The 26,446-nt window shown below is 46.8% G+C and carries 19 protein-coding genes; 8 read left to right on the top strand and 11 right to left on the bottom strand.

Going from position 1 to position 26,446, the window contains the following annotated elements; translation table 11 throughout:
- The 3 genes from SFV55_RS09965 to dnaK all read left to right on the top strand — a co-directional run bounded on the left by SFV55_RS09965 (position 1) and on the right by dnaK (position 3,853).
- Entirely contained in the window at positions 1 to 231 is a 231-nt protein-coding gene (locus tag SFV55_RS09965; protein ID WP_320029348.1) for a hypothetical protein, read from the top strand.
- Positions 232 to 419: 188 nt separating this feature from the next.
- Positions 420 to 1,640 carry a pyridoxal phosphate-dependent aminotransferase gene (locus SFV55_RS09960; RefSeq protein ID WP_320029347.1) on the top strand — a complete coding sequence of 407 codons (1,221 nt, stop codon included), beginning with the start codon at positions 420 to 422 and terminating at the stop codon, positions 1,638 to 1,640.
- A gap of 296 nt (positions 1,641 to 1,936) precedes the next feature.
- The gene (gene dnaK / locus SFV55_RS09955; protein ID WP_320029346.1) at positions 1,937 to 3,853 is read left to right on the top strand and encodes a molecular chaperone DnaK; all 1,917 of its coding nucleotides are present in this window, start codon (positions 1,937 to 1,939) and stop codon (positions 3,851 to 3,853) included.
- A 116-nt stretch (positions 3,854 to 3,969) separates the two neighbouring features.
- Here dnaK and SFV55_RS09950 read toward each other — a convergent pair whose 3' ends face one another.
- The 9 genes from SFV55_RS09950 to recQ form a co-directional block, all read right to left on the bottom strand.
- Positions 3,970 to 4,632 carry a polyprenol monophosphomannose synthase gene (locus SFV55_RS09950; RefSeq protein ID WP_413776701.1) on the bottom strand — a complete coding sequence of 221 codons (663 nt, stop codon included), beginning with the start codon at positions 4,630 to 4,632 and terminating at the stop codon, positions 3,970 to 3,972.
- A gap of 236 nt (positions 4,633 to 4,868) precedes the next feature.
- A complete protein-coding gene (locus SFV55_RS09945) occupies positions 4,869 to 5,279 on the bottom strand; it encodes a 2TM domain-containing protein (protein WP_320029344.1) in 411 nt (136 codons plus the stop codon).
- 110 nt (positions 5,280 to 5,389) lie between these two features.
- On the bottom strand, positions 5,390 to 5,761 hold the full coding sequence (locus SFV55_RS09940; protein WP_320029343.1) for a 2TM domain-containing protein: 372 nt from the start codon (positions 5,759 to 5,761) through the stop codon (positions 5,390 to 5,392).
- A 179-nt stretch (positions 5,762 to 5,940) separates the two neighbouring features.
- Positions 5,941 to 6,291 carry a hypothetical protein gene (locus SFV55_RS09935; RefSeq protein WP_320029342.1) on the bottom strand — a complete coding sequence of 117 codons (351 nt, stop codon included), beginning with the start codon at positions 6,289 to 6,291 and terminating at the stop codon, positions 5,941 to 5,943.
- 32 nt (positions 6,292 to 6,323) lie between these two features.
- Positions 6,324 to 8,765, bottom strand: coding sequence for a penicillin acylase family protein (locus tag SFV55_RS09930; protein ID WP_320029341.1), 2,442 nt, complete (start codon positions 8,763 to 8,765; stop codon positions 6,324 to 6,326).
- A 421-nt stretch (positions 8,766 to 9,186) separates the two neighbouring features.
- On the bottom strand, positions 9,187 to 9,621 hold the full coding sequence (locus tag SFV55_RS09925) for a DUF1573 domain-containing protein (protein ID WP_320029340.1): 435 nt from the start codon (positions 9,619 to 9,621) through the stop codon (positions 9,187 to 9,189).
- A gap of 120 nt (positions 9,622 to 9,741) precedes the next feature.
- Entirely contained in the window at positions 9,742 to 10,524 is a 783-nt protein-coding gene (locus SFV55_RS09920; protein ID WP_320029339.1) for a polysaccharide deacetylase family protein, read from the bottom strand.
- A 136-nt stretch (positions 10,525 to 10,660) separates the two neighbouring features.
- Positions 10,661 to 12,055, bottom strand: coding sequence for an exonuclease domain-containing protein (locus SFV55_RS09915; protein WP_320029338.1), 1,395 nt, complete (start codon positions 12,053 to 12,055; stop codon positions 10,661 to 10,663).
- Between the two features lie 130 nt (positions 12,056 to 12,185).
- The gene (recQ, locus tag SFV55_RS09910) at positions 12,186 to 14,009 is read right to left on the bottom strand and encodes a DNA helicase RecQ (RefSeq protein WP_320029337.1); all 1,824 of its coding nucleotides are present in this window, start codon (positions 14,007 to 14,009) and stop codon (positions 12,186 to 12,188) included.
- Positions 14,010 to 14,413: 404 nt separating this feature from the next.
- Here recQ and SFV55_RS09905 point away from each other — a divergent pair, with 404 nt between their 5' ends.
- The 3 genes from SFV55_RS09905 to SFV55_RS09895 all read left to right on the top strand — a co-directional run bounded on the left by SFV55_RS09905 (position 14,414) and on the right by SFV55_RS09895 (position 19,484).
- Positions 14,414 to 14,998: a 3'-5' exonuclease gene (locus tag SFV55_RS09905; protein WP_320029336.1), complete on the top strand. Its 585-nt coding sequence runs from the start codon at positions 14,414 to 14,416 to the stop codon at positions 14,996 to 14,998.
- Positions 14,999 to 15,021: 23 nt separating this feature from the next.
- Positions 15,022 to 18,057 (top strand): aminotransferase class III-fold pyridoxal phosphate-dependent enzyme, encoded by a 3,036-nt coding sequence (locus SFV55_RS09900; protein WP_320029335.1) that lies wholly within the window; start codon positions 15,022 to 15,024, stop codon positions 18,055 to 18,057.
- 116 nt (positions 18,058 to 18,173) lie between these two features.
- Positions 18,174 to 19,484: a hypothetical protein gene (locus SFV55_RS09895; protein WP_320029334.1), complete on the top strand. Its 1,311-nt coding sequence runs from the start codon at positions 18,174 to 18,176 to the stop codon at positions 19,482 to 19,484.
- Positions 19,485 to 19,498: 14 nt separating this feature from the next.
- On the opposite strand, the gene SFV55_RS09890 is transcribed toward SFV55_RS09895, so the two are convergent.
- The gene (locus SFV55_RS09890; protein WP_320029333.1) at positions 19,499 to 21,466 is read right to left on the bottom strand and encodes a glycoside hydrolase family 97 protein; all 1,968 of its coding nucleotides are present in this window, start codon (positions 21,464 to 21,466) and stop codon (positions 19,499 to 19,501) included.
- A gap of 118 nt (positions 21,467 to 21,584) precedes the next feature.
- On the opposite strand from SFV55_RS09890, the gene SFV55_RS09885 reads away from it, so the two are divergent.
- Together SFV55_RS09885 and SFV55_RS09880 are read left to right on the top strand one after the other, a co-directional pair.
- Entirely contained in the window at positions 21,585 to 22,736 is a 1,152-nt protein-coding gene (locus SFV55_RS09885) for a serine hydrolase domain-containing protein (protein ID WP_320029332.1), read from the top strand.
- Positions 22,737 to 22,806: 70 nt separating this feature from the next.
- Positions 22,807 to 23,928 carry an AraC family transcriptional regulator gene (locus SFV55_RS09880; RefSeq protein ID WP_320029331.1) on the top strand — a complete coding sequence of 374 codons (1,122 nt, stop codon included), beginning with the start codon at positions 22,807 to 22,809 and terminating at the stop codon, positions 23,926 to 23,928.
- Here the strand turns inward: SFV55_RS09880 and SFV55_RS09875 are convergent.
- Positions 23,918 to 26,272, bottom strand: coding sequence for a T9SS type A sorting domain-containing protein (locus SFV55_RS09875; protein ID WP_320029330.1), 2,355 nt, complete (start codon positions 26,270 to 26,272; stop codon positions 23,918 to 23,920). The genes SFV55_RS09880 and SFV55_RS09875 overlap by 11 nt on opposite strands.
- Between the last annotated feature and the right edge of the window lie 174 nt (positions 26,273 to 26,446).

Raw genomic sequence — 26,446 nt, 5'->3', positions numbered from 1 at the left:
ATGAGAAAGAAAAAAATCAAAGGTAAGGTGGTCTACCTCGAGTTAGAGGGTGGGATTTGGGGGATCATAGACGACAAGGGGAGGGATTGGCTTCCCGTCAATATGCCCTTTGAGCTCATGAAAGATGGCTTACTTGTAGAGGTTGATGCCCACAAAGTAAGCGATTTTATGTCAGGAGGAATGTGGGGAACGCCAATCGAAATTGCTGATTTTCGAATTTTGCCGTCGTAAATTAATCTGGAATTATTCCTGCCTAGTTGTAAAAATGCCCTAAATTTCCCGCCCTAACCAGATAACTCACCAAACAGTTGAGGAGTTGAGTACTGGAGTGATCGGTCGCTGAGCTTAGCCGAAGCGCCGATCACTCCAGTACTCAACTCCTCAGCTTTCTTAATCAATTGCTAGCAAACTAACAAGCAATGCCGAATATTTCACAGCGGGCAAATAATGTCCCGTTATCACCCATCCGCAAGCTAGCAGGCTCTGCGGAACGTGCCAAGGCCAAAGGGCGGCACGTGTATCACCTCAACATTGGCCAACCCGATATCGCTACTCCTGAAGCGGCGATGGCGCGTTTGCGTGAGGTGGATATTAAGGTACTGGAATATAGCCCAACGGAAGGTTGGGCGAGCACCCGAGCGGCATTTGCGGCGGCAATGAAAAAATTTGACGTCCACATCAGCAAAGACGAAGTTATGGTGACTACCGGCGCTTCCGAAGGCAATCAGTTGTTGTTTTTTTCCTGTTTTGACAAAGGAGATGAGGTCATTATCCCAGAGCCTTTTTATGCCAATTACAATGGTTTTGCCCAGATTGCCGATGTGGTGGTTCGCCCAGTGACAAGTACCATTGAAACGGGGTTTGCAATGCCTCAGATCCAGGATTTTGAACGGGTTATCAACAGTCGTACCCGCGCCATTTTCCTGAATAATCCTAGTAATCCTACGGGGGCTTTTTATCCTCGTGAACTGCTCGAACAACTGGCACTGTTGGTCAAACAATACGATCTGTACTTGATTGTAGATGAAGTCTACCGCGATTTTTGCTACGATGGACAAGAGTTCTTTTCGGTTTTACGCCTGGAAGGACTCGAAGACAATGTAATCGTACTGGATTCAATTTCCAAAAAATTCAGTGCTTGTGGCGCACGGATTGGTACAATCATCACCCGTAATCCGGATGTGATGGTGGCAGTGAGCAATTACGGCAAACTGCGTCTGAGCCCACCCGCATTTGGACAATGGTTGTCGGAGTTCCTCTGTGAGCTGGATGATGAATACATGGACAATGTCCGTGAAGAATACCACCGCCGCCGGGATTTGGTGTACGAACGCTTGACCAAAATGTCAGGTGTGGTATCCTACAAACCAGGAGGCGCATTCTATTGTTTTGCCAAATTCCCGGTAGAAAATGCTGATCATTTCTGCCAATGGATGTTGGAAGAGTTTGAATACAATGGGGCTACTGTGATGCTGGCCCCAGGTGAAGCATTTTATGCAACTCCTGGCTTAGGAGTTGATGAGGTAAGAATAGCTTACGTACTCAATACCACTGCCTTGAATGCTGCAATGGATTGTTTGGAGCAAGCGCTGGCTGTATATCCCTACAAAAAAGTACGGGACATGGCGGTGATAGGATAACATCCATCTTTTTTTTAAGCGGGGGCTGCTGATTTCTTGGATTTCAGCAGCCTTTTTTGATTGCACTTTATCGATTTAGTATGTCAATTTGGCCTATAACTCAAATTTAGATCACCATTTTGTCCGAAAAACTTTTCTTATCTTACTGTCACCTGCCCAAATGTCAGTTCCTCTTCTGCCAGCCCTCTTTTGGCACATCCCTTGCTAACAAAAAACCGTAAACAAGAATTTCAGGGCCGGATTGGATGCCACAACGTGCGAAAAGGCTCTTCATAAAAATCATAAAGTACAATAACATGGGAAAAATTATCGGAATTGACCTTGGTACCACTAACTCTTGTGTGGCGGTAATGGAAGGGAACGAACCGGTGGTAATTCCGAACGATGAAGGTCGGCGGACTACGCCATCCGTTGTTGGTTTCCAGGACAACGGAGAACGTAAAATTGGTGACCCTGCCAAACGCCAGGCCATTACGAACCCTAAGCGCACAATTGCTTCCATCAAGCGCTTCATGGGTCGTCGCGCTTCGGAAGTACAAGGTGAAATGAGCCGCGTTGCTTACACAGTTGCCAAGGGTGACAACGACACTCTGCGTGTTGACATCGATGGCCGTATGTATACGCCCCAGGAAATTTCTGCAATGGTACTGCAGAAAATGAAAAAAGTAGCTGAGGATTACCTCGGCCAGGAAGTAACCGAAGCGGTAGTAACCGTTCCAGCTTACTTCAACGACTCGCAACGTCAAGCCACCAAAGAAGCTGGTGAAATCGCTGGCCTCAAAATCAGCAGGATCATCAATGAGCCTACTGCAGCTGCATTGGCTTATGGCCTCGACAAGCGTAACAAAGACATGACCATCGCTGTATACGACTTGGGTGGTGGTACCTTCGATATCTCTATCCTGGAAATGGGCGAAGGTTTGTTCGAGGTGAAATCTACCAATGGTGATACTCACCTGGGTGGGGACGACTTCGACGGTGTAATCATCGATTGGTTGGCTGAATTGTTCAAGCAGCAAGAAAACATCGACTTGCGCAAGGACCCGATGGCCCTGCAACGTTTGAAAGACGCGGCTGAAAAAGCAAAAATCGATTTGTCTTCGTCCACCGAAACGGACATCACCTTGCCATACATCACCGCAGTAGATGGCGTGCCCAAACACTTGACCACCAAGTTGACCCGCGCACAGTTCGAAAAGATGATCGATGGTTTGGTACAACGATCTCTGGATCCATGCCGCAAGGCCTTGCAGGATGCAGGTTTGTCCAAAAACGACATCGACGAGGTGATCCTGGTGGGTGGTTCTACCCGTATCCCTCGCATTCAGCAGGCAGTTGAAGATTTCTTTGGTAAAAAACCAAACAAAGGGGTTAACCCGGATGAGGTGGTAGCCATTGGCGCTTCTATCCAAGGGGGTGTATTGAGTGGTGATGTGAAAGACGTTCTTCTGCTCGACGTAACGCCACTTTCTTTGGGTATCGAAACCATGGGTAACATGTACGATGTAGTCATCGAGGCCAACACTACGATTCCTACCAAAAAATCGAAAGTGTACTCTACTGCATCGGATAATCAACCCAGTGTAGAAATCCATGTACTGCAAGGTGAACGTCCGATGGCAAAAGACAACCGTACGGTTGGTCGATTCATCCTCGGAGACATTCCTCCCGCTCCACGTGGTGTACCTCAAATTGAGGTGATCTTCGACATTGATGCCAACGGTATCTTGAGTGTAACTGCACGGGATAAAGGCACCGGCAAAGAGCAAAGTGTTCGGATCGAAGCTTCAACTGGTCTTGATCAGAAAGAAATCGACCGGATGCGCGCTGAAGCAGCTGCCAATGCAGACACTGACCGCAAGGCTCGTGAACGTGCTGAGAAGTTGAATCAAGCTGATGGGTTGATCTTCAACACCGAAAAGCAGCTCAAAGAATACGGTGATAAGATTCCGGCTGATAAAAAAGCTGCCATTGAGTCAGCCCTTAGCGAACTGAATGAAGCCCACAAAGCTCAGGATTTGGATGCCATCGACAATGCTTCTCAGAAACTGAACAATGCATGGCAGGCCGCTAGCCAGGATTTGTACCAGGCTGCCAATGAAGCAGGGGTAGATGACAATGCACCAAATGCCAATGAAGCAGGTGGTTCCAGCAGCAAGTCTGGTGCTGACGATGTGACCGATGTTGAATACGAAGAAGTAGATAAGAAATAATACTCGTAGGGGCACCCCTGGCTGGTGCCCTTTTACGCAATGAAATTTGAAATGGCAATCCATGTGATTGCCATTTTTTTTGGGAAATTTCCAATGAGTAACCGCAAGGATTGCCCCTACGGGTGCCGTTTTTGCCAACGCATTTGAAACACGCCTACGATTGCTTCTTGGATAATGTTGGCCGACATTTTTGACACGCCTGCTACCCGATCTACAAACGTAATGGGTACTTCTGTAATTTTAAAGGCCAGAAGGTAGGCAGCATATTTCATCTCGATTTGGAAGGCATACCCTACAAAGCGGATATTGTCCAAATCAATACTTTCCAATACTTTTCGTCGGTAACAAATAAAACCAGCGGTTGGGTCTTTCACGGGCATCCAAGTCATCAAGCGCACATACATGGAAGCGCCATAAGACAACACGATGCGATCCCAGGACCAGTTGCTGACCTTGCCTCCCCGAGCATAACGCGAACCCACAGCCAGGTCTGCGCCTTTTTGGGCACAGGCCTCATATAACCGAGGCAAGTCTTGGGGATTATGGGAAAAATCTGCGTCCATTTCAAAAATGAATTCATACCCCTGCTTCAAACCCCACTTGAACCCTGCAATGTAAGCCGTTCCCAGTCCCAGTTTACCACTGCGTTCCAGCAAATGCAATTGGCCATGATACACTTGTTGTAAATCTTTGACAACCTGCCCGGTACCGTCTGGCGAGCCATCATCAACAATCAAAACGTGAAAAGCACGAGGCAATGAAAATACGGTATTGAGCATGCGCTCAATGTTTTCCAGCTCATTATAGGTAGGGATAATAACCAGACTATCTGACAAAACCTTGGATTTGGGTGATGAACAATGTTCTTGATGGAACGCTAAATGAATGAATTTAGGTTCAAAAAGTGAAGCAAATATAAACTAAAAAATGAATGACGAATTTTTCGAATGACGAATGACGAATTTTAGGCTGCCCCTAAATTCGTCATTCGTCATTCGAAAAATTCGTCATTCATTTAGACTAGTTCATTATCGTCCCAGGTTTCGCGCCTGCGCTTTTCGATTTCCTTAAGTTCCAACGGCGGCTCTTCCTTAGGGGCAGGAGGTGAAATATCCATGCCTTTTTTCTCCAGGCGGCGAAGTTCAGCCTGGATTTGTTTTTCTTCCCATTCAGGAGACATTTCCTCGACAATGCCGGGGATGCCAAAAAGATTTACATAATGAAAAGCAAGACCTACACCCCAGCCCAACATTGGCCAATAGAACCACCAATGACCAGGGTTGCTTAAATAATTGATCATGTAAAAAAAGATGCTCATCACCACATAAGTCGAGAGATGTTGATAAAACTTCTTTTTTTCTTCGACCCGTTTTTTGGCAATTTCATATGCCGTTAGCGGCTCTTTGTTTTTACGATTTCTTCCCATGGATTCTCCGGTTCGCAAGTAATGAGGTAGAGGAATGGTAAAGCCACCACTCAACCAAACACAAGGCAAATCTACACAGATAAGTTGAAATCTAATTCCAAAATAAGGCATTAAACCAGATCCTTGTCCGACCAATTCGGGCCTTTGTCTTCTGGTTCGTTCTCTATGTCATCATCCTGCTCCTGGAGGTCTGGCTTTTGTTCATTAGGCCAGCCAAACACAGCGAAATAATGCATGGCTACCCCAATTCCCCAGAAAAAAGCGATGGGAAAAAAGCCAAATATATTGCCATGGTTTTTGTACAAAAAGAAACCCATGATGGCAATGTACCAGGTCAGGTGTTTGTAAAACTTGGCCTCCGGGCTTTCTTGCCTGCGTTTGTACCGTTGAAACTCGCGCCACTCTCGTTTATTGATTGGCCCCCGGTTGAAAAACTCGGATTGTTCCTTATAACGATTTTTATAGCGTGATTGTCCACACATAGCTTTTGATTTAATGCTGAATTGATTTTCTTCAAAAATCTCTTCATTTCTGGCGTGGAGCAATTTTTATAGACGAGTTTCTTGGAAAGATCGGTTAATCAGCTTCAACTGGTTGGTTTAACTTAAAAGTTGATTCATACTGAGAAAAAAATCAATTTTCCGCTGATTTTGTTTTGTACCTATGCCGGGCGAGTCACTTGTTTGAACGAGTAGCCCAAATACCCAAACAGCCCCCCAATCAAGCCTCCCAGTGCAGCGGTAATGAGTACCAATTGAACTGCGCTGATGCCACCAAATAGGTCACCGATTTTTCCGGCCAGCAATCCTCCGTTGGGTGCGTTTTGCATTTGTACCCACATCCCCCATATCAAAGCCAGAACGCTACTGGCTTGTGAAAATGCTCGGAGGCCGTTGCTTGCCAAATACCCAAAAACAAAGGCCACAATGGCCACGCTCCACCAGGGCAGGAACAAAGGCAGCACTACATAGGCCAGGGCCAGAGCCAAATTTGCAAGAATATTTTTGATCATGATGATTGCATTTTGAATAGGCGTTTGCCCGACTACTTAGGATTAAAAGACCATACACTTTTCTGTGCTTTGCGCTTGTCCTGCGCATTGCGCATGAAAAACAATTCATTGTACTCCCCCTTGGCCCACTGGTCAACCATATGGTCATAAAAAGGACTACCTGGATTGCCAGATGAACCGCCTGGGTAAACGCCCCAAGCTTTTACACCGTCTTTGCCCAATTCAACCACCATGCGCCAAGAAGGGCCATGGCCATTGCGAATGGCGTTGGGAGCCTGGGCATGGCCACTGATGGGCAGATTGGTCCGCGAAAAGGCTGGAATCCGTGCCAAGTGATTGACAGAAGCGTTATTGAGACTACCCCAGGTTCTTGCCGGTGTTTTGTTCAAATCCTTGCATACCTTTTGAAAAGCACTTAGCACCAAATCGGCAGCGGTTTCGGCCTTCTTGGTTTTTTGCCAGTCAAAAATGGCATGATTTGGGGTCTTATCCAACAAATCTAAAAAGCGCCAACTTTCTACACTCAATACCTCCACCGAATCACGCCAGCGAATGATTTCATCAAAACTCATTACATAAGTACTGTCAAACCAGGCTTGAAAAATGGCGGGTTCTGTTTTTTGGTACTGATAGTTTCCACCCCATTTTTCCAGTTTTTTGAGCACAGCTTTTTCACGATCCTTGAGTTGATCGCGGGGCAATAATTTGAGGAGCAAGGGAAGCGCTTCTTCAGCCTGCAAACTATGTGGATTGTTTTGTAAGGCCATCAAGTCTTTCACCGTAATGCTGTCCATGGCTTCTAGGCTGCGGTTGATGAAGCGGCCGCGGTAATCGTCAAATCCACCATTGTAATAGTAAGGATAGGTTTCGTCGGTGGAATGTTGATTGGCGGAAGCTACAAATCCCCGGCTAGGATTGTGTACCTGGGGAATTTGTTCACGCGGAATGTACCCCTGCCAGGCATTGTTGGACAAGGAGCCATCCTGGATGAACCGTCCTTGTTCTTTGCGTTTGATGGGGAATTTTCCATTGACTTTTAAAGCAATGTCGCCGTCACGGGCAGCAAAAACGAAGTTTTGGGCCGGGGCATCGTAGCCAGTCAAAGCGGCATCGTAATCGGCGTAATTTTTCGCTTTCATCAACCGAATAAAACTGGCCAACTCGTAATGGTCCCTTTTGCCGGGATTTTCAGAAGGCAACCAGTGCATGGCCAGGCTATAATAGGGCGAGTTGGTGGAATCGCCAAAAACCAGCGGCCCCCAATGGGTATATTTTACCTGAATTTTGACGGGGTCTTTGCGGCCTTTTACCTGGATGATTTCTTCTCTGGTTTCCAATTGCCGGGTACCACCGTCAAAATGATAACTTTGTTTGTCCTTGTCAGCCCACTTGATGGCGTACCAATCCAGTACATCCTGGCCAACATTGGTTTCTCCCCAGGCAATGTTTTCGTTGAACCCAATCGCAATGCCGGGCAAACCGGGCAAAGAAACGCCGTAAGCATTAAAATCCGGGCATTGCATTTGGATTTCAAACCATATGGAGGGTAGGGTCAGACCAAGGTGAGGATCATTACACAAAATGGGGTTGCCGTTTAGGGTTTTTTGTGGCCCAACGGCCCAGTTGTTGCTACCAATGCCTTCGAAGGGTTGGGGAATGTTTTGATCGGGAAACAAACCACTGAGGATGCTTTCAGCCATTTCAACCTTAGGCAGGGGCTGTACCGGGGCAAAATTCCATTTCACCTCGCTGGGAATGATCGGGGATTGTTTAGGGTTGTACTCAGGAAACAAATCCCGGAAAGCTTCTTCACCCAAAATGGTGCGGGTATTGGTGGCTGCGAGGTCCTCATTGCGGGCGCAGAGGTCTTCGGCCATGGCTTTGATGAACAAAACCGAACGCAAAGCAGACCAGGGCTCCGGCTTAAATCCCATTAACTTGTATTCCAGGGGGTATTGGGCGGGTTTGAGGGCACTGATATAAGCATTGACCCCGGCTACATAAGCGTGGAGCGCTTTGCTGTCTTCAGGAGATTTTTCCCAGGCTTTGAGCATGGCTTCAGCTGCTTTGACAATCCCTTTGCGGCGCTGCAACAGATCGGAGGACAGGGCTCGTTCACCTACCACTTCTGCCAAACGGCCACTGACCTTGCGGGTCGACATGTCCATTTGCCATAAGCGATTGTAGGCTGTGATGTAGCCCTGTGCAAAAAACACATCTTCGGTATTGGTGGCAAAAATGTGCGGCACCTGACGCTCATCAAAAACCAGGTCGACAGGCTTATTTAAGCCGGAAAGCAACAATTTTTGATTGGAGAAATCCCCTTGAGGTTCGGCGTTGGCCCAAAAGCCAGTGACCGGATTGAGCAAACGCCCCATTGCTGGTACAGGACTACCAAAGGGATTGTGGGTATCCAGCACCCAGAGTAAACCTACACTAAATAAGGTAAGTATACCCAAAGTCAAAAAACGCATGGCTTTATCGATTACAGGTAAAAGTAAAGTTTGAACTTCCGTATACGAGGATTGCAAGGTAATAAAGAATTCATTAAGAGTAGGAAACAGAAGCTATTTTACTAAAGTAGGAATGCTGTTTTTCAAAATTTACTTTTGCGGAATAAAATTTTGATAAAATATTTGATTGCTTGAAAAAAGTACTGTAACTTTGTTGAATCTTAAAGTAGTTTTTGTGTTTATTTGTTTGGGTTAGAGGCCCTTGCTGGAGTGGTTCAGCAAGGGTTTTTTTGTTTTATCAGGTAGAGCCGTTGCATGCAACGGCTCTACCTGATAAAACCCCTGATTCGGCACACAAAAAAAGCCTTACACTTCGAAAAGTGCAAGGCTTTTGAGCGTTTTTTTTCACCAAAGAAAATTTGCTGAAAAAAATTAGACTCAATTAGTTGTTGAACACACCGCCAGTTTTGGTTGGAACGCCTTGCTGCTCTTCAGCTTTCAGGACTTCACCCTTGATGGTCAACAGGTGGGTATTTTCTTTTTCGTTGGTAGTTACCGTTACGTTTTTGGTAAATGGACCAACGCGCTTCGTATCGTAACGTACTTTGATTTCACCACTTTCACCTGGCTTGATTGGCTTTTCAGTGTAAGTAGGAACCGTACAACCGCAGCTACCACGAGCAGAAGTGATGATCAGCTCAGCATCACCTACGTTTTTAAATTTGAAGACGCGATAAGGTTCGCCACCTTCTTTGACCTTGCCATAATCGATGGTTTCTGCTTCAAATACCATCTTAGGCGCTTTACCAGCATCTTGTGCTTGTACAGCAAAAACGGCACCCATCAGCAGTACGGCTACAAAGAACAATTTCTTCATCACTTTATGATTTTGGTTTTTTAAAATCTTACACAAATTTAGTTCGATTTACGAGAACAAAACGCAATGGCTCTTGTAAAATTTTAAATGAAATGTTAATGGCATTAACACGACAGTAGTTTACTGCAAACCCTTGATGTGTTCAGCAACCTCGACCATTGGAGCAATCCAAATGTCTTTTTCGTTTTGCTTCAAAAACCGCAACAAGCTTCGATGGGCTGGGATGGATACATCAAGGGAATTGCCACCACCTACTCCGTGAAACAACAAGACCAGCAATGAATGGGTATTCATGGCCTTTTTGACCCATTCGATCATTTGGTCACCGGTATGGCCATTGACCATATAACAGTCCACGTTGTAGAGGTCAATTTCGTTTACCTTGTGCATTTCATTGCGGACTGCGCGGGCGGCTATAAAATCATTTTTGAGTGGTTTGATGAAAGAAGAATCCCCAATTTTCATGTCTCCACAAGTGAAGGCAAAGGTCCTTTTGGTTTTGCCATCCAGGGCTTGTAAAAACAGATTGGTCATGCGGACTTCGTTGAGCATGCGTTGCACGCTGTAGTTGCGCAGGTCGTTTTCTGCTTTGACCCATTCGCGGCCCGGACCTCCAATGCAAGGATGGTAAAGGGTGTGATTCCCCAATTCATGGCCTTTGGTGGCCAGCTTTTTCCACTCATTCAGCCTGGTTTGAACCGAGGAAGAAAAGGCAGTGACATAAAAAGTGGCTTTGAGGCCAAGGGAGTCCAACAAAGGCAGGGCATTGTCCAGATGTTGATCGATGGCATCGTCGTAGGTGATGACTACGCTGCATTTTTTGCCCTTCCATGGTTGGTTTAACTGAGCGAAGGCTTGCATTGCAAGTACGAGCAACGCAAGGGTAAGGCAAAATTTCTTCATATTGTGTTTTGTTTGTTTTAGTTTGTGGTGAAACTCAAAAAACCAATGAGACCTAATTTTCACAAAGGACACCAAGGCTGCACCTAGAACCCAAATTTAGATCTTGGCATTTGGCTCCCCCCAGGTATTTTTTAGGTCAAAATTTAAGGGTTTCCACCTGCGGATTGTCACTCAAAAAACGTGCAATGATCCGATTCGTTTCGGCATTGCCGGAAACAGGTTTGACTGCATTGCGCAGGGTTTCTGGGTCTTGCACAACTGCCTCGCGCTCCAGGTAACCATAACCCCTTAAATGGCCATTTTCCACCAGTACAATTGCACATTCTTCTTCTTCCCGTCCTTGATCAATGATGAAAAAATTGTGTTCAAAAATTTGGCAGAGGTATTCCTTGGCCCGCAATGCTCGCTCATTGTACTCCTCAGGGGGTTCTTTTTGTAAACAGGCTCCTGCACATTGTTGGATGTGGTAATGAAAACAAGGTCCGGTAGCATTGGTATTAAAATTGAAGAGTTTTTCGCACAATTCAAATTTTTGGCGGGCACTGCTCATGCGGCCTTTGGCGGAAGAAACTTTGTGGAATTCTGCGAGAATCTCCAGTTTACGGCGGGTTTTGGCGGCTGTTTCGGCTACCCCAAAGCATAGGTATCCATCAGCATTGTAATAACTGTGCACCACGTAAGGGAATTTGCGGGTGCGTTGAGCCCGGTTGATTCCTGGCAGCAGGCGTTTGATTTCAAATGACTCGTGCAGGAGAGCTATCAATTCACTTCCGGTAATCTCGTAGCTGATGTCGTGTACCTGTTCCTGTAGCTTCTGAGCTTTATCCGTTTTATCAGCAAAATGTTCGGCAATGCGTTTTTGGATGTTGATGCTTTTGCCGACATAGACCACTTCATTGGCCTCATTGTGGAAATAATACACCCCACAAGCTTCAGGAAGGGCATGAATGGTTTCTAAATTAAGGTTGTTGGGCAGCATGGATTCTTTGATGCCCAGATTGATCAGCAGATCGGCTTTTTCCCGATTGTCCTCATGTTGCAAAATGTATTCAAGCACCTTGATGGTAGCTTGCACATCGCCCATAGCCCGGTGCCGGGCATGGTTCTGGATGTTAAAATGACGGGAAAGCGCATCCAAACCGTAGGCATGGAGGCCGGGAATAGTTTGACGGGCCAGGCGCAGCGTACACAATTGCCGCCGCGTATAGGTATAGCCCAAACGTTTGAATTCTTCTCCAATAAAGCTGTAATCAAAGCGGGCATTGTGGGCAACAAAAATGGCCCCCTCCGTCATTTCTACAATTTTGCGGGCAACTTCAAAAAAACGGGGAGCGTTTTCCACCATCTGGTCATTGATGCCAGTCAATACCGTGATGTTCCAGGGAATAGGGGTTTCGGGGTTGATCAGGCTTTCCCAACTATCGATAATTTGATGGCCATCGTGCAGTACTATGGCAATTTCGGTAATGCGATCACGCGATGCTTTTCCTCCGGTTGTTTCTACATCAATAATGGCATATTTTTTTTTCATTCTCTTTCGCGCATCTACTTTTTGAAAGTTGGTTCATCAGGAGGCTGCAAGTCTCAAAAATAATGAGTTGAAATGAAGTTTTTTAAAAAAATTGTTCCTTTTGGTAAAGAAATAATTTTTTAGCCCCGTTTTAATTTTTTTCATAATTCCGGATAGCTTTGATGAATCGGTAACCAAATTGTACCAGTTTTTTTTCACCTACACCCGAAACGGCCAGCATATCGTCCTCAGTTTGGGGTTTATGGAAGGCCATTTCTTCCAGGGTAGCATCTGAAAATATGAGGTAGGGTGGGATTCCCTCTTTTTGAGCAATTTCTTTACGAATTTGGCGCAGGTATTCAAAAAGTTCGTCGCGCAACCGCTCTTTTTTGAGCTGAGTGGGCACTTTAATTTTGGAGCTGGCTTTTTCTTCTTCCTGCCGCTCTTTGTAACTGGTTGGTTTGAAGAGCTCTACACTGCGATTTTTAAACAAAACCTCCTGGCTGGCTGACGTCAGTCGCAGTACATTGGCCGCATCGTAGGCGACTTCCAGGTAGCCCAGGTTAATCAGTTGCATAATGTAATGTTGCCAATCCCATTGTGAAAAGTCGCGACCAGCTCCGTAGGTTTTGATGCTGTCATACCCCAATTGTTTGATTTCCCGACGCCCTGAGCCTCGCAACACATCGATGAGCATACCCATGGGTACCTGTTCATTGAGGCGGTAAACGGCGGATAGCGCCTTTTGGGCAATCACGGTACCATCAATCGATTGGGGTGGATTGCGGCAAATGTCACAATTGCCACAGTTTTCACTTAGGTTTTCGCTAAAGTAAGCCAGGAGGATGCGCCGACGACAGGCCAGGGATTCGGCGTATTGTTGCATCCGTTCCAGTTTCACCAGCTGAATTTCATTTTGAGTGGCATTTTCCCCGTTTTGGATGATGTCGCGCAGCATACTTACATCGGCAAAACTGTAAAACAACAAGGTGTCAGCCTTGGCACCATCTCGGCCAGCACGACCAATTTCCTGGTAGTAGCCTTCCAGGTTTTTGGGCAAATTGTAGTGAATCACCCAACGCACATTTGATTTGTCGATGCCCATGCCAAAAGCCACCGTAGCGCAGATGATCAATAGATTGTCATTGATGAAATGATCCTGGATTTTGGATCGACGATCGGGTGACAAACCTGCGTGATAAGCTTCAGCTTTGAAGCCTTTTTGTTTCAATTTTTCGGCGATGTCCTCCGCTGCTTTCCGGCTGAGGGTGTAAATAATGCCCGCTTGTTTGGGATGTTTGCGCACAAAATCTTCGATTTGTTGCAGGCGTTGCTGCCCAGGGCGAACTTCCAGGCTCAAATTGGGGCGATCAAAAGAGGCAATGAAGATTCCGGGTTCTTCCAGTTTGAGCTGATCAACGATGTCTTTGCGGGTCAGCTTGTCGGCCGTAGCGGTAAGGGCCACCACCGGAACCTTGGGAAAATGCTGTTTGAGCATGCCCATTTGGGTGTATTCCGGGCGGAAATCATGCCCCCAGGCCGAGATACAATGCGCTTCGTCGATGGCAAAAAGGTTGATTTTGCCCCGCTTGAGGATAGATACAAAATTGCCGGAAACCAGTTTTTCCGGTGAAACATACAACAGATCCAATTCACCGGCATAAAAAGACTCCTCCACGCGCAATTGCTCCCGAGAATCGATGGCACTGTTGATGAAAGCCGCAGCAATACCGTTGGCCCGCAACCCCTCAACCTGGTCTTTCATCAGAGAGATCAAAGGCGAAACTACAATACAGGTGCCGGGAAGGGTTACTGCCGGGATCTGAAAACAAACCGATTTCCCCCCTCCGGTTGGCATCAGCACCAAGGCATCTTTTCCAGAAAAGATTGACTTAATAATATCAGCCTGCAAAGGTCGAAATTGATCATAACCGAAGTATCGCTTGAGGGCGAGTTTTGCTTTGTCTAAATTCATGCGCTTGCCTCAACAGATTTTGTGTACAAACATAAGGAACGGAAATGAAATAAAGAGGCAGAAAACTAACAGCGCCTGAGAAATTTCACAGGCGCTGAAAGGGTCTTTACTTAGGGCGCAAAAAAGGAGAGCCCTCGATAATTCCGGGCAGGATATGAGGGCTCTATGGAGGTATTGTATTTTATTTAACAGGGTTTTACATGTAAGGAAGTAGATGATCTTGTAAAAGGGCTTTAACCTGGACCATCCACGAAATAAAATATAACCAAATATTTTCAATGGCTCAAAGATAAGGGTAATTACGGAACTTGAAACCCCATAAAGATGTGGTAGGGGCAACCCTTGCCGTTGCCCCTACCACAATTCAAAAAATGTGTACATTGTCGTCCCCAAATATTCAACCAATGATCTTATTTCTCGATACTGAAACCACCGGCTTGCCCCTCAACTGGAGTGCACCCATCAAACAAGTCAGCAACTGGCCGCGTATGGTGCAATTGGCTTGTTTGTTGTACGATGAGGAAGGTGCATTGTTGGAGGAACGCAGTTACATCATCAAACCTGAGGGCTACACCATACCAGCCGCTTCGGTCAAAATTCACCGCATCAGTACCGAAAGAGCCTTAGCGGAAGGACAAAACCTAGGTATGGTCCTGGACGAATTCAAATTGCTGCTAGAGCGGACTTCCTTGTTAGTAGCCCACAATGTCAATTTCGATCACGCCATTGTTGGTGCGGAGTACTACCGCAAAATCCAGCAAGACCCTTTGTTGCCTTTGCGCAAATTTTGCACCATGACCAGCCCTGAAGTCATCTATCATTGTGCCCTACCCGCCAATAGTCCGAGGGGTGGCTACAAGTGGCCCAAGCTCGAAGAACTGCATTACAAACTCTTCAAACAAGAACTCAAGGGTGCTCACGATGCCCTGGTGGACATTCAAGCTACTGCGCGTTGTTATTGGGAACTGCGCAGACTAGGCGTCATTTAGCTCAAAAAAGAAGCTTCCATAACATGTTCGTATCCATCACCGAAGCCCAGGAACTCGCTTCCCACTATTTCCAGCTGCAAGGCCAAATCAAACAACTCAGTGGAGAAGTAGACTTGAACTACCTGATTGAAAGCAGTAATGGAGAAAAATGCTGCTTCAAAATTGCCCAGGCCCAAAGCAATGTGCCAGAATTGGAATTCCAAAATGCCATGATGGAACACCTGCAAGCGGCGGAATTAGGGTTGGAGATCCCAGTACCCCTAAAAAGTATACAAGGTGAAACGATAGTCCATCATCATTTCCCTGGAGGCGAGTTGCGCTACCTGCGCGCCTTGAGTTGGGTAGAAGGGCGTTGTTTTGCAGAAGCGAAACCTCATACCCCCGAGTTGCTGGAAAAAGTAGGCGCCTTGTGTGGCAAACTCAGCGCAGCACTCGCCGATTTTGACCACCCTGCGGCCCACCGATGGATCAAATGGGACCCTTCCCAAGCCGCCTGGACCAAAGAGCACCTGAACGCTATCCAAGACCCAAATAAAAAAATACTGGCCGAATGGGCGCTGGGTTTTTTTGAACAAAAAGCTTTGCCCCTATTGCCTCAGTTGCGTCAAAGTGTGTGTTACAACGATGCCAACGATTACAATATCCTGCTCAGCTTTGACCCACTCCATCCTGAAGTGCCCGGGGTGATTGACTTTGGTGATGCAACTTTTACCCATACCCTCAATGAACTGGCCATTGCCATCGCATATGCAGCTATGGATAAACCCGACCCTTTGGCGGTAATTCGACAAATGACACGGGGTTATCACCAATATTTCCCCTTGCAGGAACGAGAAGCAGAGGTTTTGTTTACCCTGATCATCGCCCGTTTGTTGATTAGTGTGGTCTGTTCGGCTCAAAACTTGTTGGCCAATCCGGAAAATGAATATTTACAAATCAGCGATCGCCCTGCCTGGGATTTGTTGGCAAAACTGCGCCAAATTCCCCCTGCGTTGGTGCATTACACTGTTCGGGAAGTTTGTGGCTGGCCAGCACATCCTAAAATGGAGCAATTTAAAGTCTGGGCACAAAAAAATGCAGGGGCCTTTACTTCATTAGTGGCAAACGACCTGCGTGATCAAAACACGCTATGGCTGGATTGTAGTGTGGGCAGTCTGGATTTGGGCAATTACGCGGATATTGCCGATGCCGAGTTGTTGCATCAGCAGATTGTCGCCACCATGAGGGCCGCTAATGCCGAAGTCTCCATTGGTCGATACAATGAGGTCCGTCCTTTTTACACGACCGATGCTTACGAAGTGCAAGGCAATGAAGGCCCCGAATGGCGCAGTGTACACATTGGCCTGGATGTGTTTATGCCTGCGGGTACTCCAGTTTATGCTCCCATAGCTGGAGTTGTGCACAGTTTTCAGGACAATGCAGCCGATCGGGACTATGGCCCTGCTATTATTCTGGAACATCATGTGACTTCCGACTTGCATTTTTATACCCTTTACGGGCATTTGAGCCGAACATCTTTGGAGGGCTTGTATGTGGGTAAATCTATTGCCAAGGGCGAACAATTCTGCTGGATGGGCCCCATGCCCGAAAACGGCAATTGGTCGCCCCACCTGCATTTCCAAGTAATGTTGGATATGCTGGATAAAAAAGGAGACTTTCCAGGGGTAGCTTTTCCAAACCAGAGGGCAGTCTGGACGGGCATCTGTCCTGACCCCTGGTTCTTGATTGCTGGTCAACCCTCTCCACCCGCCGCAGCATTTTCGATTGAAGACATCCTGGGTCAGCGCAAAAAACTACTTTCCTCCAACCTGAGCATTTCCTACACCCAACCACTCTACATGCAGCGCGGGGTAGGGGTCTATTTGTACGACCATACCGGGAGAAGATACCTGGATACCGTCAACAATGTTGCACACCTGGGGCACGAGCACCCCCGGGTAGTACGCGCGGGGCAACGCCAAATGGCGGTTCTCAACACCAATACCCGCTACCTTCATCCGCTGATCACCCAGTTTGCGGAAGCACTTTTGGCTACTGCCCCACCGCTACTTGAAGTCGCTTTTTTTGTCAACAGCGGGAGTGAGGCCAACGAATTGGCTTTGCGTTTGGCCAAAAATTACTCCGGGCAAAATGACATTATCGCCCTGCAAGTAGGTTACCACGGCAACACCAATGCTTGTGTAGCAGTGAGTTCCTACAAATTTGACGGGCCGGGTGGCAAGGGCGCCTCAAAAGATGTACACATTGTACCGCTGCCGGATACCTATCGGGGTTTGTACCGAGGCAACACCGCTGAAAGCGCCAGTCAATACGCTGGGCATGTTGGACAAGTTATTCGGGATTTGCAAAGCCATGGCCGCAAACCAGCCGCTTTTTTGGCCGAAACCATCGTGAGTTGTGGTGGTCAAATCCCGCTGCCCCCTGGCTACCTCGCCCAGGTGTATGCCCAGGTACGCGCTGCGGGAGGTGTTTGTATCGCGGATGAAGTTCAAACCGGATGTGGCAGGCCTGGAGACTACTTTTGGGCCTTTGAGGCGCAAGGGGTGGTGCCAGATATTGTGACAATTGGCAAACCCATCGGCAATGGCCACCCTCTGGGGGTGGTGCTGTGTACCCGGGAGGTAGCCGATGCTTTTGCCAATGGTATGGAGTATTTCAACACTTTTGGGGGTAATCCGGTATCCTGTGCCATCGGCCTGGAAGTACTAAAGGTCATCAAGGAGGAAGGATTGCAGGAAAATGCACGCCAAACTGGGAACTACCTGAAAGAAGGTCTGGCTAATTTGAGCACCCGTTTCCCGCTGATTGGGGATGTGCGGGGGAGCGGCCTTTTTCTGGGCATTGAGCTGGTCAGCGATCCGGTGGCTAAAATGCCTGCTGCTGCTGCAACGAGTTACATTGCCAACCGTATGCGCAACCTGGGTATATTGATGAGTACCGATGGGCCGGACCACAATGTGCTGAAAATTAAGCCGCCAATGGTTTTCGGAAAGGCGCAGGCCGATTTTTTGCTGGCGACTTTTGAACGGGTGATGGGAGAGGATGGGGCACAAAAATAGAATAGTGGGAAGCGCCGCATTAAGCCCAATTTTGTACATTAGACGCAACGCACGCGGTCGCTGAGCGTAGTCGAAGTGCCGCTTACCACATTCATAAGTTTTCTAAAACCTACACCATGCGCAAGTTTACCCTCTTCCTCCAAGCAGCCATGTTGCTACTGCTGAGCCTTTTTTTGGCTGAAAGCTGTATTCCCGTACCCAAAGAAACTGCCACCGAGCCCCAGTTCAAACTCCTGCCCGCCGACACCTTTTATTTCAATTCCTTTGTGGATTGCAACATGGCGGAAGCGTGGATTGGTGATACTTTCCGCATTTTTCCCGGCAAATACGGCGAAGACCCCCTTTGGGGCGATGCCCGCGACCTGAAATTTGCCAATGGCCGCAACGCCGATGAGGCCTTTAGAAGCAAAAAAGAAGACTTTACCGAGCCACGGATGCCCAAAAATGTGCCCATTGGCACCCCTGGGCTCCACGGAGCCGCCTGGTTTGAAACCGTGTACCAGGATGCCAAAGACCCCAGCGGTCGCACCCTTTATGCAGTGTACCACAACGAAAATTACCCACAAACCCTGCCCTACGATTCCGCTACGGGTGAAGGCTACATCAACTACCGTTGGCCGCGTGGCCTCACCGGTCCAACCTCGCCTGCGGCGGTTTGCCGAATCGGCATCATGAAATCCCTGGATGGAGGGCGTAGTTGGGACAACCGAGGTTTGTTCCTCGAAGACTTGCAGCCCCGCATGATTCTCAAACCCTTCAATACCTCCAATACTTTTGCGGGTGGAGTAGGGGACCCTTCGGCGGTCGCCAGTGGCGATTATTTGTATTTGTTTTATGGCGAATACGGCTTTCCAGGGGTATACGATTCCACCGCCTACGACCCTGCTACAGAATGGAGTGGACAATGCATCAGTGTGGCCCGCATCAAATTGAGTGACCTGGATAACCCGGTAGGCAAAGCCAAACGTTGGGATGGCCAAGCTTTTACCCGACCTTACAATGGCATCGGAGCGCCGGTTGCATCCTTGCAAATTCCACGCGATGCAGGTGGTGGACCAGCTTCTTCACCCAAGGGCCAATTCCACTGGGGCCCATCGGTGAGTTGGAATACTTATCTGAATTGTTGGGTGATGCTGATGGGCAAGGTAGAAGGCCCTTCCTGGGAGGGGGATGAATTATACATTTCCTTCAATACCAATCCTGATTTGGGCAAAGGGGACAATTCCCAAAATTGGAGCAAACCCAAATTGTTGCTCAAACGCCCAGGGCATATTTTATGGTACCCATCTTTACAACCCATGAATACGCCAGAAGACATTGCCAGCAAAAACACCTGTTTGCGACTGGGCAAAAGGGCGCGTTTGTTTTTTAAATATTCCGATTTGGGGGCTTACCGTTCGGAGCACATTGTGGAATTTGAGAAATAAATCGCCCCAACCAATCATTTCAAGGGGGTGAAAATGATGGCTTCTCCCCCTCCTTTAGCCAGTTTGAGTTGGATGGTGGAACCCGCCCCAAGTTCAATGGTGGTTTTTTCCAAATGATTGGGATTGGAATCTGCATCTGCGGCATCGCTGAAGAGGGTAGCGAGGTATTTTTTGCCAGGGCTTAAAAAATCAAGCTTGAGGTTTAACTCCCGGGCACTCCAATCGGTCATCGCCCCCAGGTACCATTGATCGCCTTTCCGTCGGGCACTTACGATGTAATCCCCCACCTGCCCACTCAGAATGCGGGTTTCATCCCATGAGGTAGGCACCTGTTGGATGAACTCGAATCCCGGCTGATCCTGGTAGGCTTGTGGATAATCTGAAACCAGGTGCAAATAACTTTCAAAAACCACGTACAAAGCCAAATGATGTCCACGAGTGCCTAAAACATTGGGTTCGATGAAATTGGCTTTAAACTGCTCCCTAGGAACTGCCCTGAACCCTCCAGCGTGGTAATCCGTTGCTCCTGCAATCAGTCGGGTGAAAGGGATCATCAGGTTGTGCTCGGGGTCACAGGTATTGCTCCATTTCAGGCCTTCCAGGTTGAGTGCACCCTCTTTGGTGAACTCGTTGGGATAGGTGCGGTGCAAACCTGTGGGTTTATACGCACCGTGAAACTGGACATGAAGTTGATATTTGGCGGCCGTTTTGAGCACCTTTTCCACCCAATTGACCATTTCCTGGTCATCGCGATCCATAAAATCGACCATCAAACCTTTGATGTTCCATTTTTGGTAAAGAGCAAAGGCTTCTTCCAGTTTTTCAGAGAGTGGTTTCCAATGCACCCACACCCGTAAGCCCACCCCCTTGCTGCGGGAATAGGCTGCTAGGCGATCCATTTCCAAACTGTCCAGGGGGCGGGTTACATCGGCCCCGGGCGGTGGAGGATCAAAACCTTCACCTTCGGTGTAATACCAGGAACGGTTGCCATGCTCAATGATGGAGTGGTATTCGATTTGGTTGGCCAGGCACCAATCGATGTAGTATTGGTGGCTGGCAAAATTTTGACCAACCGGAAAATTCACTCCTTTGATCACGTCTCCATTCCACCAGGTCCAGGTGGCTTTGCCTGGTTTGATCCAGGAAACATCCACGATGGCGCAAGGCTCATTGAGGTGTGTAAGCAGGTTGGATTCCAGGATTGTGTTGATTTTTGAGCCAATAAATAAGACGCGCCAGGGTGTTTGGTGAGGGAGTTTTGCTTTTACCTTGATGGCTGTTTGCCCAGGTAAGGGCGACAAGGCACTGGATAAATTCCCATCTGCATCCTTTTTTAAATACATCCCGGCATAGTCGCGCAGGGCAGCTTCTGAAATGGCGAGATAGGCCTGTTCCGAAAACTGAAACAAACAGGGCATATCAATCAGCTTATTCACTTCCAGCCCTTGGAGATCAGTACTGGTATAATGTCCTTCGTGTGAAGTGGTGTAACTGGGCAACAAAAGGGCATGTACTTTTGGGTTGCCAGGTAACTTGAAATGACTTTTTTCATCGAGCAAAGTATATTCCTGCCAATTCTTTTGTTTGGGAAAGCTATACCGAAAGGCTACTCCATCATTGTAGGCCCGCACGATGAAGTTGATTTGACGGACTGGCTTTGATTTCGTAAACAATTCCAATTGCAATTCACGCCCTTCAGCTTGGATCAAGCGGTTTTTTCCCACCACCAATTCATAATTTTCATGGATGGGCTGGTGCCTAAATTTTCCAATCCGAACATTGTGGTCCAAATCAAAATCCTGGAAATGCAAATTTAAACTGGCCCTCTCAATAATTGGCTGCTTTTGAAACCTAAGGGAATAAAACAGACTACCCGAATCAGAGTGCAATTCAAAGTAAATATCCCCATTGGGAGAGTACAGGGAGATTGGTTTTTGAGCAAAAAGTGGCTGGATCAGTAGAAAAAAGATTAAAAAGCGCATTCCTTAAAGTTTTTACTTTCCAAGGTACAGTTTTTTGCTTTTCCTTAACGTTCGCTTCTATCCATCCGAACGTTCAAACCCGGCTTGGGCACTTCCTTTGTAAGAAAATACATCCGACATGAAGAATGCAATTGTAATGAGCCTATTGGTCGCTGGGGCGATCTTGGGCTGCACCAAAGACCCCATTGCTCCCGCTGAGTTGAGCAACAATCCACTGGTCAGTCAATTGGACAAAGACCTTGACGCCTTGGTCCAAAAGCACCGCAACGCCCTCAATACCGTGGGTATGACGGTGGGGTTTTGGAAAAACGGGGAAAGCAGCATCTATGGCTATGGGGAAATCAAAAAAGGGGGCAAACAAGTCCCGGATGCCCATACCTTTTTTGAAATTGGCTCCATCACTAAAACCTTTACGGCAGCAGCGATGGTGCAATGGCTGAACGAAAAAGGACTGAGTTTGGAGAGTCCAATACAGCCTTTTTTACCCAGTTCGATTCCGACCCTGAGCAAGGACGGAGTAAGTGTCAATTTTAAACAAATCCTGAACCACTCTTCAGGACTAGCCTATTTTCCCAGCAATCTGAATTTGTTGTTGAACGACGATGCCAAGGAATTGGCCCGATACAGCGAAGCCAAGTTGTTCGATTATTTGGAAAAAGGAAAACTGAACGCTACCCCTGGCACCACTTACGAGTATTCCAATACTGCCTTGGGTTTGGCTGGGACCATTTTGGCGAGGGAAAACAAAATGAATTATGGCGATTACCTGCGCATAAAAATGTGTGAACCATTGGGCCTTTTTGAGACCAAAGCTCAACTGAGTTCCGAGGAAAAAAACCGCATGGCCGATGGCCACCGGGGTGGTAAAAAAGTAGACTTTTGGGAAAGCCTGGGAGCTCTTGATGGTGCTGGTGTGCTACGGTCTACCACTAGCGATTTGCTCAAATATGGTGCAGCTTGTCTCAATCCACCCAATACCCCACTCGGTCAGGCCATGAGCACTGCTCAGGTGTCTACCCTAAAAAATGCCAAAAATTTGACGGATATGGTCGAAGTAGGTCTAGGTTGGCACCTGTTAAAAACGGCGGATAAAACCGGTACTTTGTTGTTTCACGATGGTGGAACTGGGGGGTTCAATTGTAGTCTGATTCTGGACAAAGAGAAAAAGCTGGTGCTCGTCGTTTGTTACAACAGCTATAATGGTGGTAGCAAAGTTGAATCAGAGGCACGCACAGCCTTGAACAATGACCTGTTGTTATTGCTGCGTTAAATCTATCTTGGAAATAAACATCCTGGTCAAATGGGTTTTATTTTTGAAACTCATTTGACCAGGAAACATTATGCTCATCAATGCCATCAGTGCGAGTAGTTTTTTTTATTTGGCCTTTGTATTGCTTGTAAAGGGACGAACTACCAATAGGTTGGCCAATCGCTGGTTGGCGGCCTTCGTTATTTTTGTAGGATTTTTGCAACTCGATGATGCCTTGATTATTTCCGGAACTTATTTCCAGTACCCACACTTTTACAATGTCTTTGATCCTTTTTTGTTTGGCATTGCACCTGCTTTTTATTGGGCTGCTTTTCATTTTGTACAACCCAGCCGTCGGTTTTACTGGCAAAGTTTATGGCATTTTATTCCCGCTTACCTGATTTTACTGTTGAGCATCCCTGCTTTTTTGGAGTCTAAAGCAGAAAAATTGGCCTTTCTTAAAGTATTGAAAGAAAAAGAAACGGTTTTAGAACCCGTTGAAATGGTTGTTTTTGCCCTGATTTTTGTGCAATGTGTGGTGTATATGGTTTTGAGTTACCGGCGCATTTTACAGCACCAACAAAACTTGAAAAAAGTGAGTTCCACTCAGGATGGCACGGATTTACAGTGGTTTAATTATTTTTTGAAAGGTGTTGCCTTGTTGCTGCTTTTTTGGGGGATTGAAATCATCTTTTATACCAATTTTTTAGATGGAAGAATGAGCTTGATTTATTGGTTGGGTTCCTTTTATTTGGGGTTTTATGCCATTCAACAAAAAGAGATTTATCCTTTTGCTCCGCAAGAATTGGTGGAGATCGAAGCAATTATTCAGGAACAACCTTTGGCCCATTCAGGCGCTTCAAGTGTGGACGAGGCGCAAAGGAAGCAACTTCTGAGTTTAATGGAAAGAGAAAAACCCCACCTCGATTCTGAACTTAGTTTGCCCAAACTGGCTAAACTGATGGGGTGTAGCACGCACGAGCTTTCTCACCTGATCAACCAGGGTTTTGAGCGCAATTTTTACCAATTCATCAATAACTACCGCATCGAAGAAAGTAAAAAGTTGTTGAGTGACCCCAAAATGGAACACCTTACCATTCTGGCAATTGGATTTGAGGCGGGCTTCAACTCCAAGACGACATTCAATACCACTTTTAAACAGTTGGTGGGAATGTCGCCTGTGGAGTTTCGGAAGAGTAAAACTATGGCTTAAGGACAACCAGACTTTGCGTCCAAACTTGATTTTGGCTTTGTACTTCCAACAGATGGACCCCATTTGGAACTTGATCTCCCAAGCCGAATGTAGTGAGTGATGTGTTTATTTCCTGACGTTTAAGCACCCGTCCCTGCAAGTCTTTCAACACAATTTTGCCTTCTGGAGTCCAGGATGCGGGCAAACTGATAAAGACTTTATCCTGGCTTGGGTTGGGGAATACCTTGATGTCGGGGATTTTTTGTTTGTCAGTTTGAACATCTAAGGGGCTGGAATTTTGGATTTCCCGAATGGGACTTTGGTAGTCACCCGGCTTGAGTACCTGGAATTCGCCCACCTGGGTTTTGATGTTGTAATTGCCTTCCGTCCGGTCAATCCACTCCAGGGTAGCTGTAGTGTCGACCCAGATTTTGCTGCTGCCCAGTACTTTAGGGCTAAAACACACTTCCAGCAAAATGGCTTGATTGTTTAAAGAAGCAGTCTTGGTACCATTGTAAACCCAGGAAAAAATGATGTGGTCAGTGGTTTTGCCAGGTTTGGAATGCAAAACATTAATACCATGAGGGGGCAAATGAATCGAATCGAAGGAAAGGGCTGCTGGATCAAATTTTACATTAAATTGTACGGCGATCATTTCGTTAAACCCACTTACCCGAATAGGGACACAGGTGCTTCTTCCAGGCTTGGCCACTACCTTGTCCACTTCGATTTTTGCGGATAAATTGGTCGGAGCACCTACATCAAAATAACTGGAACATATGCCTTCCTTACCACTTCCAGAAACAAGGCGCGACTCGTAATAAACCCTTTTGTTGTTGTCGCAGCTGAATGCAATCAGAAAATCGGACCAGGGGGTGTAGTACTGGCCAGCAAATGGGCCCGTTTTGATCAATTCAAAGTGTTCCAAAATATCAAGATCTCGGTCAGAATTGTAGTCGGTCAGAAGGTAATTATTTACACAGTCTGGCGAAACGATTCTGCGCAAACCACCAATCAACCCACAAGCCTGTCGATCCGTTTTGCCAGAAAGGTTTCTCCGTTCGTAGACCCCTCCAACAGGAATCAAATTGATGCCAAAGGGAGCGGGACAGGTCACATTTAGCGTTCCAGGCTCTTTCACCGAAAAATCAATCGTTTTGGTATACAAATTTTGACAACTGTCCAGCATCGCGAAGTAAATCTTGTACTTTCCTGCAAAGATGCGCAAGGAGTCGTTGTCGGGCTTAACTTCGATGGGGTTGGAAAAAGGCCTTTGTCCGGGTGCACTGAGTACTACCACCCTCCAATTGATGAATGAAATGGGACAATTTGGGTTGATGGTCAAGTTCAGCAGCTTTTTTATGGTGTCGATTCGATTGGGAATTTTTAGTGAACAAACATCCTTTGGCAAATTGACCCTGACTACGGCATCATTTGCCACGATCGATTCTTTCGTAGATGCTCCTGGGATGAAATTTGCCACAAAGGTATCGATCACCTGATCTTTACATTCATCATAAATGAGGTAGGTTCTACGCAATTTCAGCCCGGTTTTGTTGCAAACTGTATCGATTTTTTCACTCAGCGCGTAACTATACTGCAAACCCAAAACCTGGCCATTCATTTTGGCCTGTTCCTTTCCTACCACCGGGATGATGGATTCAAGGGGAATTTGGCTTTTATCCAAAGTACAATCGCCGTATTGCACCGTCAATTCTTTGGTTTTAAAAATGGGAATACTCCATTGCAGGTCTTTTTTAGTTGGTCGGCGAATGGGTATGTACTGAGTGGCAAAGGGGGTTTCTGGCTGGTTGATACAAGCTCTGGCCAACCAGGTTCTTTTGATGTTTGCAAATAGACCAGATTGCAGGCTGGTTTTACAATCGGGGTATTCAATTCGATCATCAATTCTGGCTGTGATTCCACAGGGAGTAAGTGCATGACAACCCATGCTAAAAAAAGGAAGCCCGAGGTTGGGAACAGTATCTGCAATGAAGTCAGTTTCGACCAGTTTGCCATCGGCAGTATAGCGAAATGTGTAGCAGGATTTTGGAGAGGCATTTGTACCTAATAAACCAATCGATTGGCAGTATAATTTTTCGAAATTTATCGTAAAAGGTAAGGTGTCCTTCGAAAATTGTACCGAATCCAATTGTGGTCCATAAGCCCCCACCGCGGTTACTTTGCCGATGCACAATAAACGGCCATCTTTGGAATAAAGGTTGTAATCAAATGTGCCGGGTGCGTCAATGGTATCCCGGTTTTTGGTTTTTCCATCCTGAACTACAATGTAAGAATCTGTGCATTTGGAAATACCCAAGTCTGCTTTGCTCAGGACAAAGTAGCATTTTGATTTTACTTGCAAAACGGGGAATTGGCTACAATTGCAATCATTCTGGGCTTTTAAGCAAATCATGGAAATCAAAAAAGCCACAAGGCAGAGCAACAGCCGGGACATGGGTCGGGTCAGCATTTAAATGGAATTATGATGTGTATAAATTCTAATTCAGACCAATTGATGGGCAAGACTTTGTATGTG

The organism is Haliscomenobacter sp., from assembly GCF_033763495.1.
In the GTDB taxonomy this organism is placed as follows: Bacteria; Bacteroidota; Bacteroidia; order Chitinophagales; family Saprospiraceae; genus Haliscomenobacter.
The sequence above is the reverse complement of the archived record's forward strand: the minus strand, read 5'-3'. Positions and strand labels throughout refer to the sequence as shown.

Coding starts and splice junctions, on each gene's coding strand:
- SFV55_RS09885 (WP_320029332.1), top strand. CDS start 21,585: ATGAAGAATGCAATTGTAATGAGCCTATTGGTCGCTGGGGCGATCTTG.
- SFV55_RS09945 (WP_320029344.1), bottom strand. CDS start 5,279: ATGGGAAGAAATCGTAAAAACAAAGAGCCGCTAACGGCATATGAAATT.
- SFV55_RS09965 (WP_320029348.1), top strand. CDS start 1: ATGAGAAAGAAAAAAATCAAAGGTAAGGTGGTCTACCTCGAGTTAGAG.
- SFV55_RS09950 (WP_413776701.1), bottom strand. CDS start 4,632: ATGCTCAATACCGTATTTTCATTGCCTCGTGCTTTTCACGTTTTGATT.
- SFV55_RS09940 (WP_320029343.1), bottom strand. CDS start 5,761: ATGTGTGGACAATCACGCTATAAAAATCGTTATAAGGAACAATCCGAG.
- SFV55_RS09925 (WP_320029340.1), bottom strand. CDS start 9,621: ATGAAGAAATTGTTCTTTGTAGCCGTACTGCTGATGGGTGCCGTTTTT.
- SFV55_RS09935 (WP_320029342.1), bottom strand. CDS start 6,291: ATGATCAAAAATATTCTTGCAAATTTGGCTCTGGCCCTGGCCTATGTA.
- SFV55_RS09930 (WP_320029341.1), bottom strand. CDS start 8,765: ATGCGTTTTTTGACTTTGGGTATACTTACCTTATTTAGTGTAGGTTTA.
- SFV55_RS09895 (WP_320029334.1), top strand. CDS start 18,174: ATGCGCAAGTTTACCCTCTTCCTCCAAGCAGCCATGTTGCTACTGCTG.
- SFV55_RS09915 (WP_320029338.1), bottom strand. CDS start 12,055: ATGAAAAAAAAATATGCCATTATTGATGTAGAAACAACCGGAGGAAAA.
- SFV55_RS09890 (WP_320029333.1), bottom strand. CDS start 21,466: ATGCGCTTTTTAATCTTTTTTCTACTGATCCAGCCACTTTTTGCTCAA.
- SFV55_RS09960 (WP_320029347.1), top strand. CDS start 420: ATGCCGAATATTTCACAGCGGGCAAATAATGTCCCGTTATCACCCATC.
- SFV55_RS09900 (WP_320029335.1), top strand. CDS start 15,022: ATGTTCGTATCCATCACCGAAGCCCAGGAACTCGCTTCCCACTATTTC.
- SFV55_RS09880 (WP_320029331.1), top strand. CDS start 22,807: ATGCTCATCAATGCCATCAGTGCGAGTAGTTTTTTTTATTTGGCCTTT.
- SFV55_RS09905 (WP_320029336.1), top strand. CDS start 14,414: ATGATCTTATTTCTCGATACTGAAACCACCGGCTTGCCCCTCAACTGG.
- dnaK (WP_320029346.1), top strand. CDS start 1,937: ATGGGAAAAATTATCGGAATTGACCTTGGTACCACTAACTCTTGTGTG.
- recQ (WP_320029337.1), bottom strand. CDS start 14,009: ATGAATTTAGACAAAGCAAAACTCGCCCTCAAGCGATACTTCGGTTAT.
- SFV55_RS09920 (WP_320029339.1), bottom strand. CDS start 10,524: ATGAAGAAATTTTGCCTTACCCTTGCGTTGCTCGTACTTGCAATGCAA.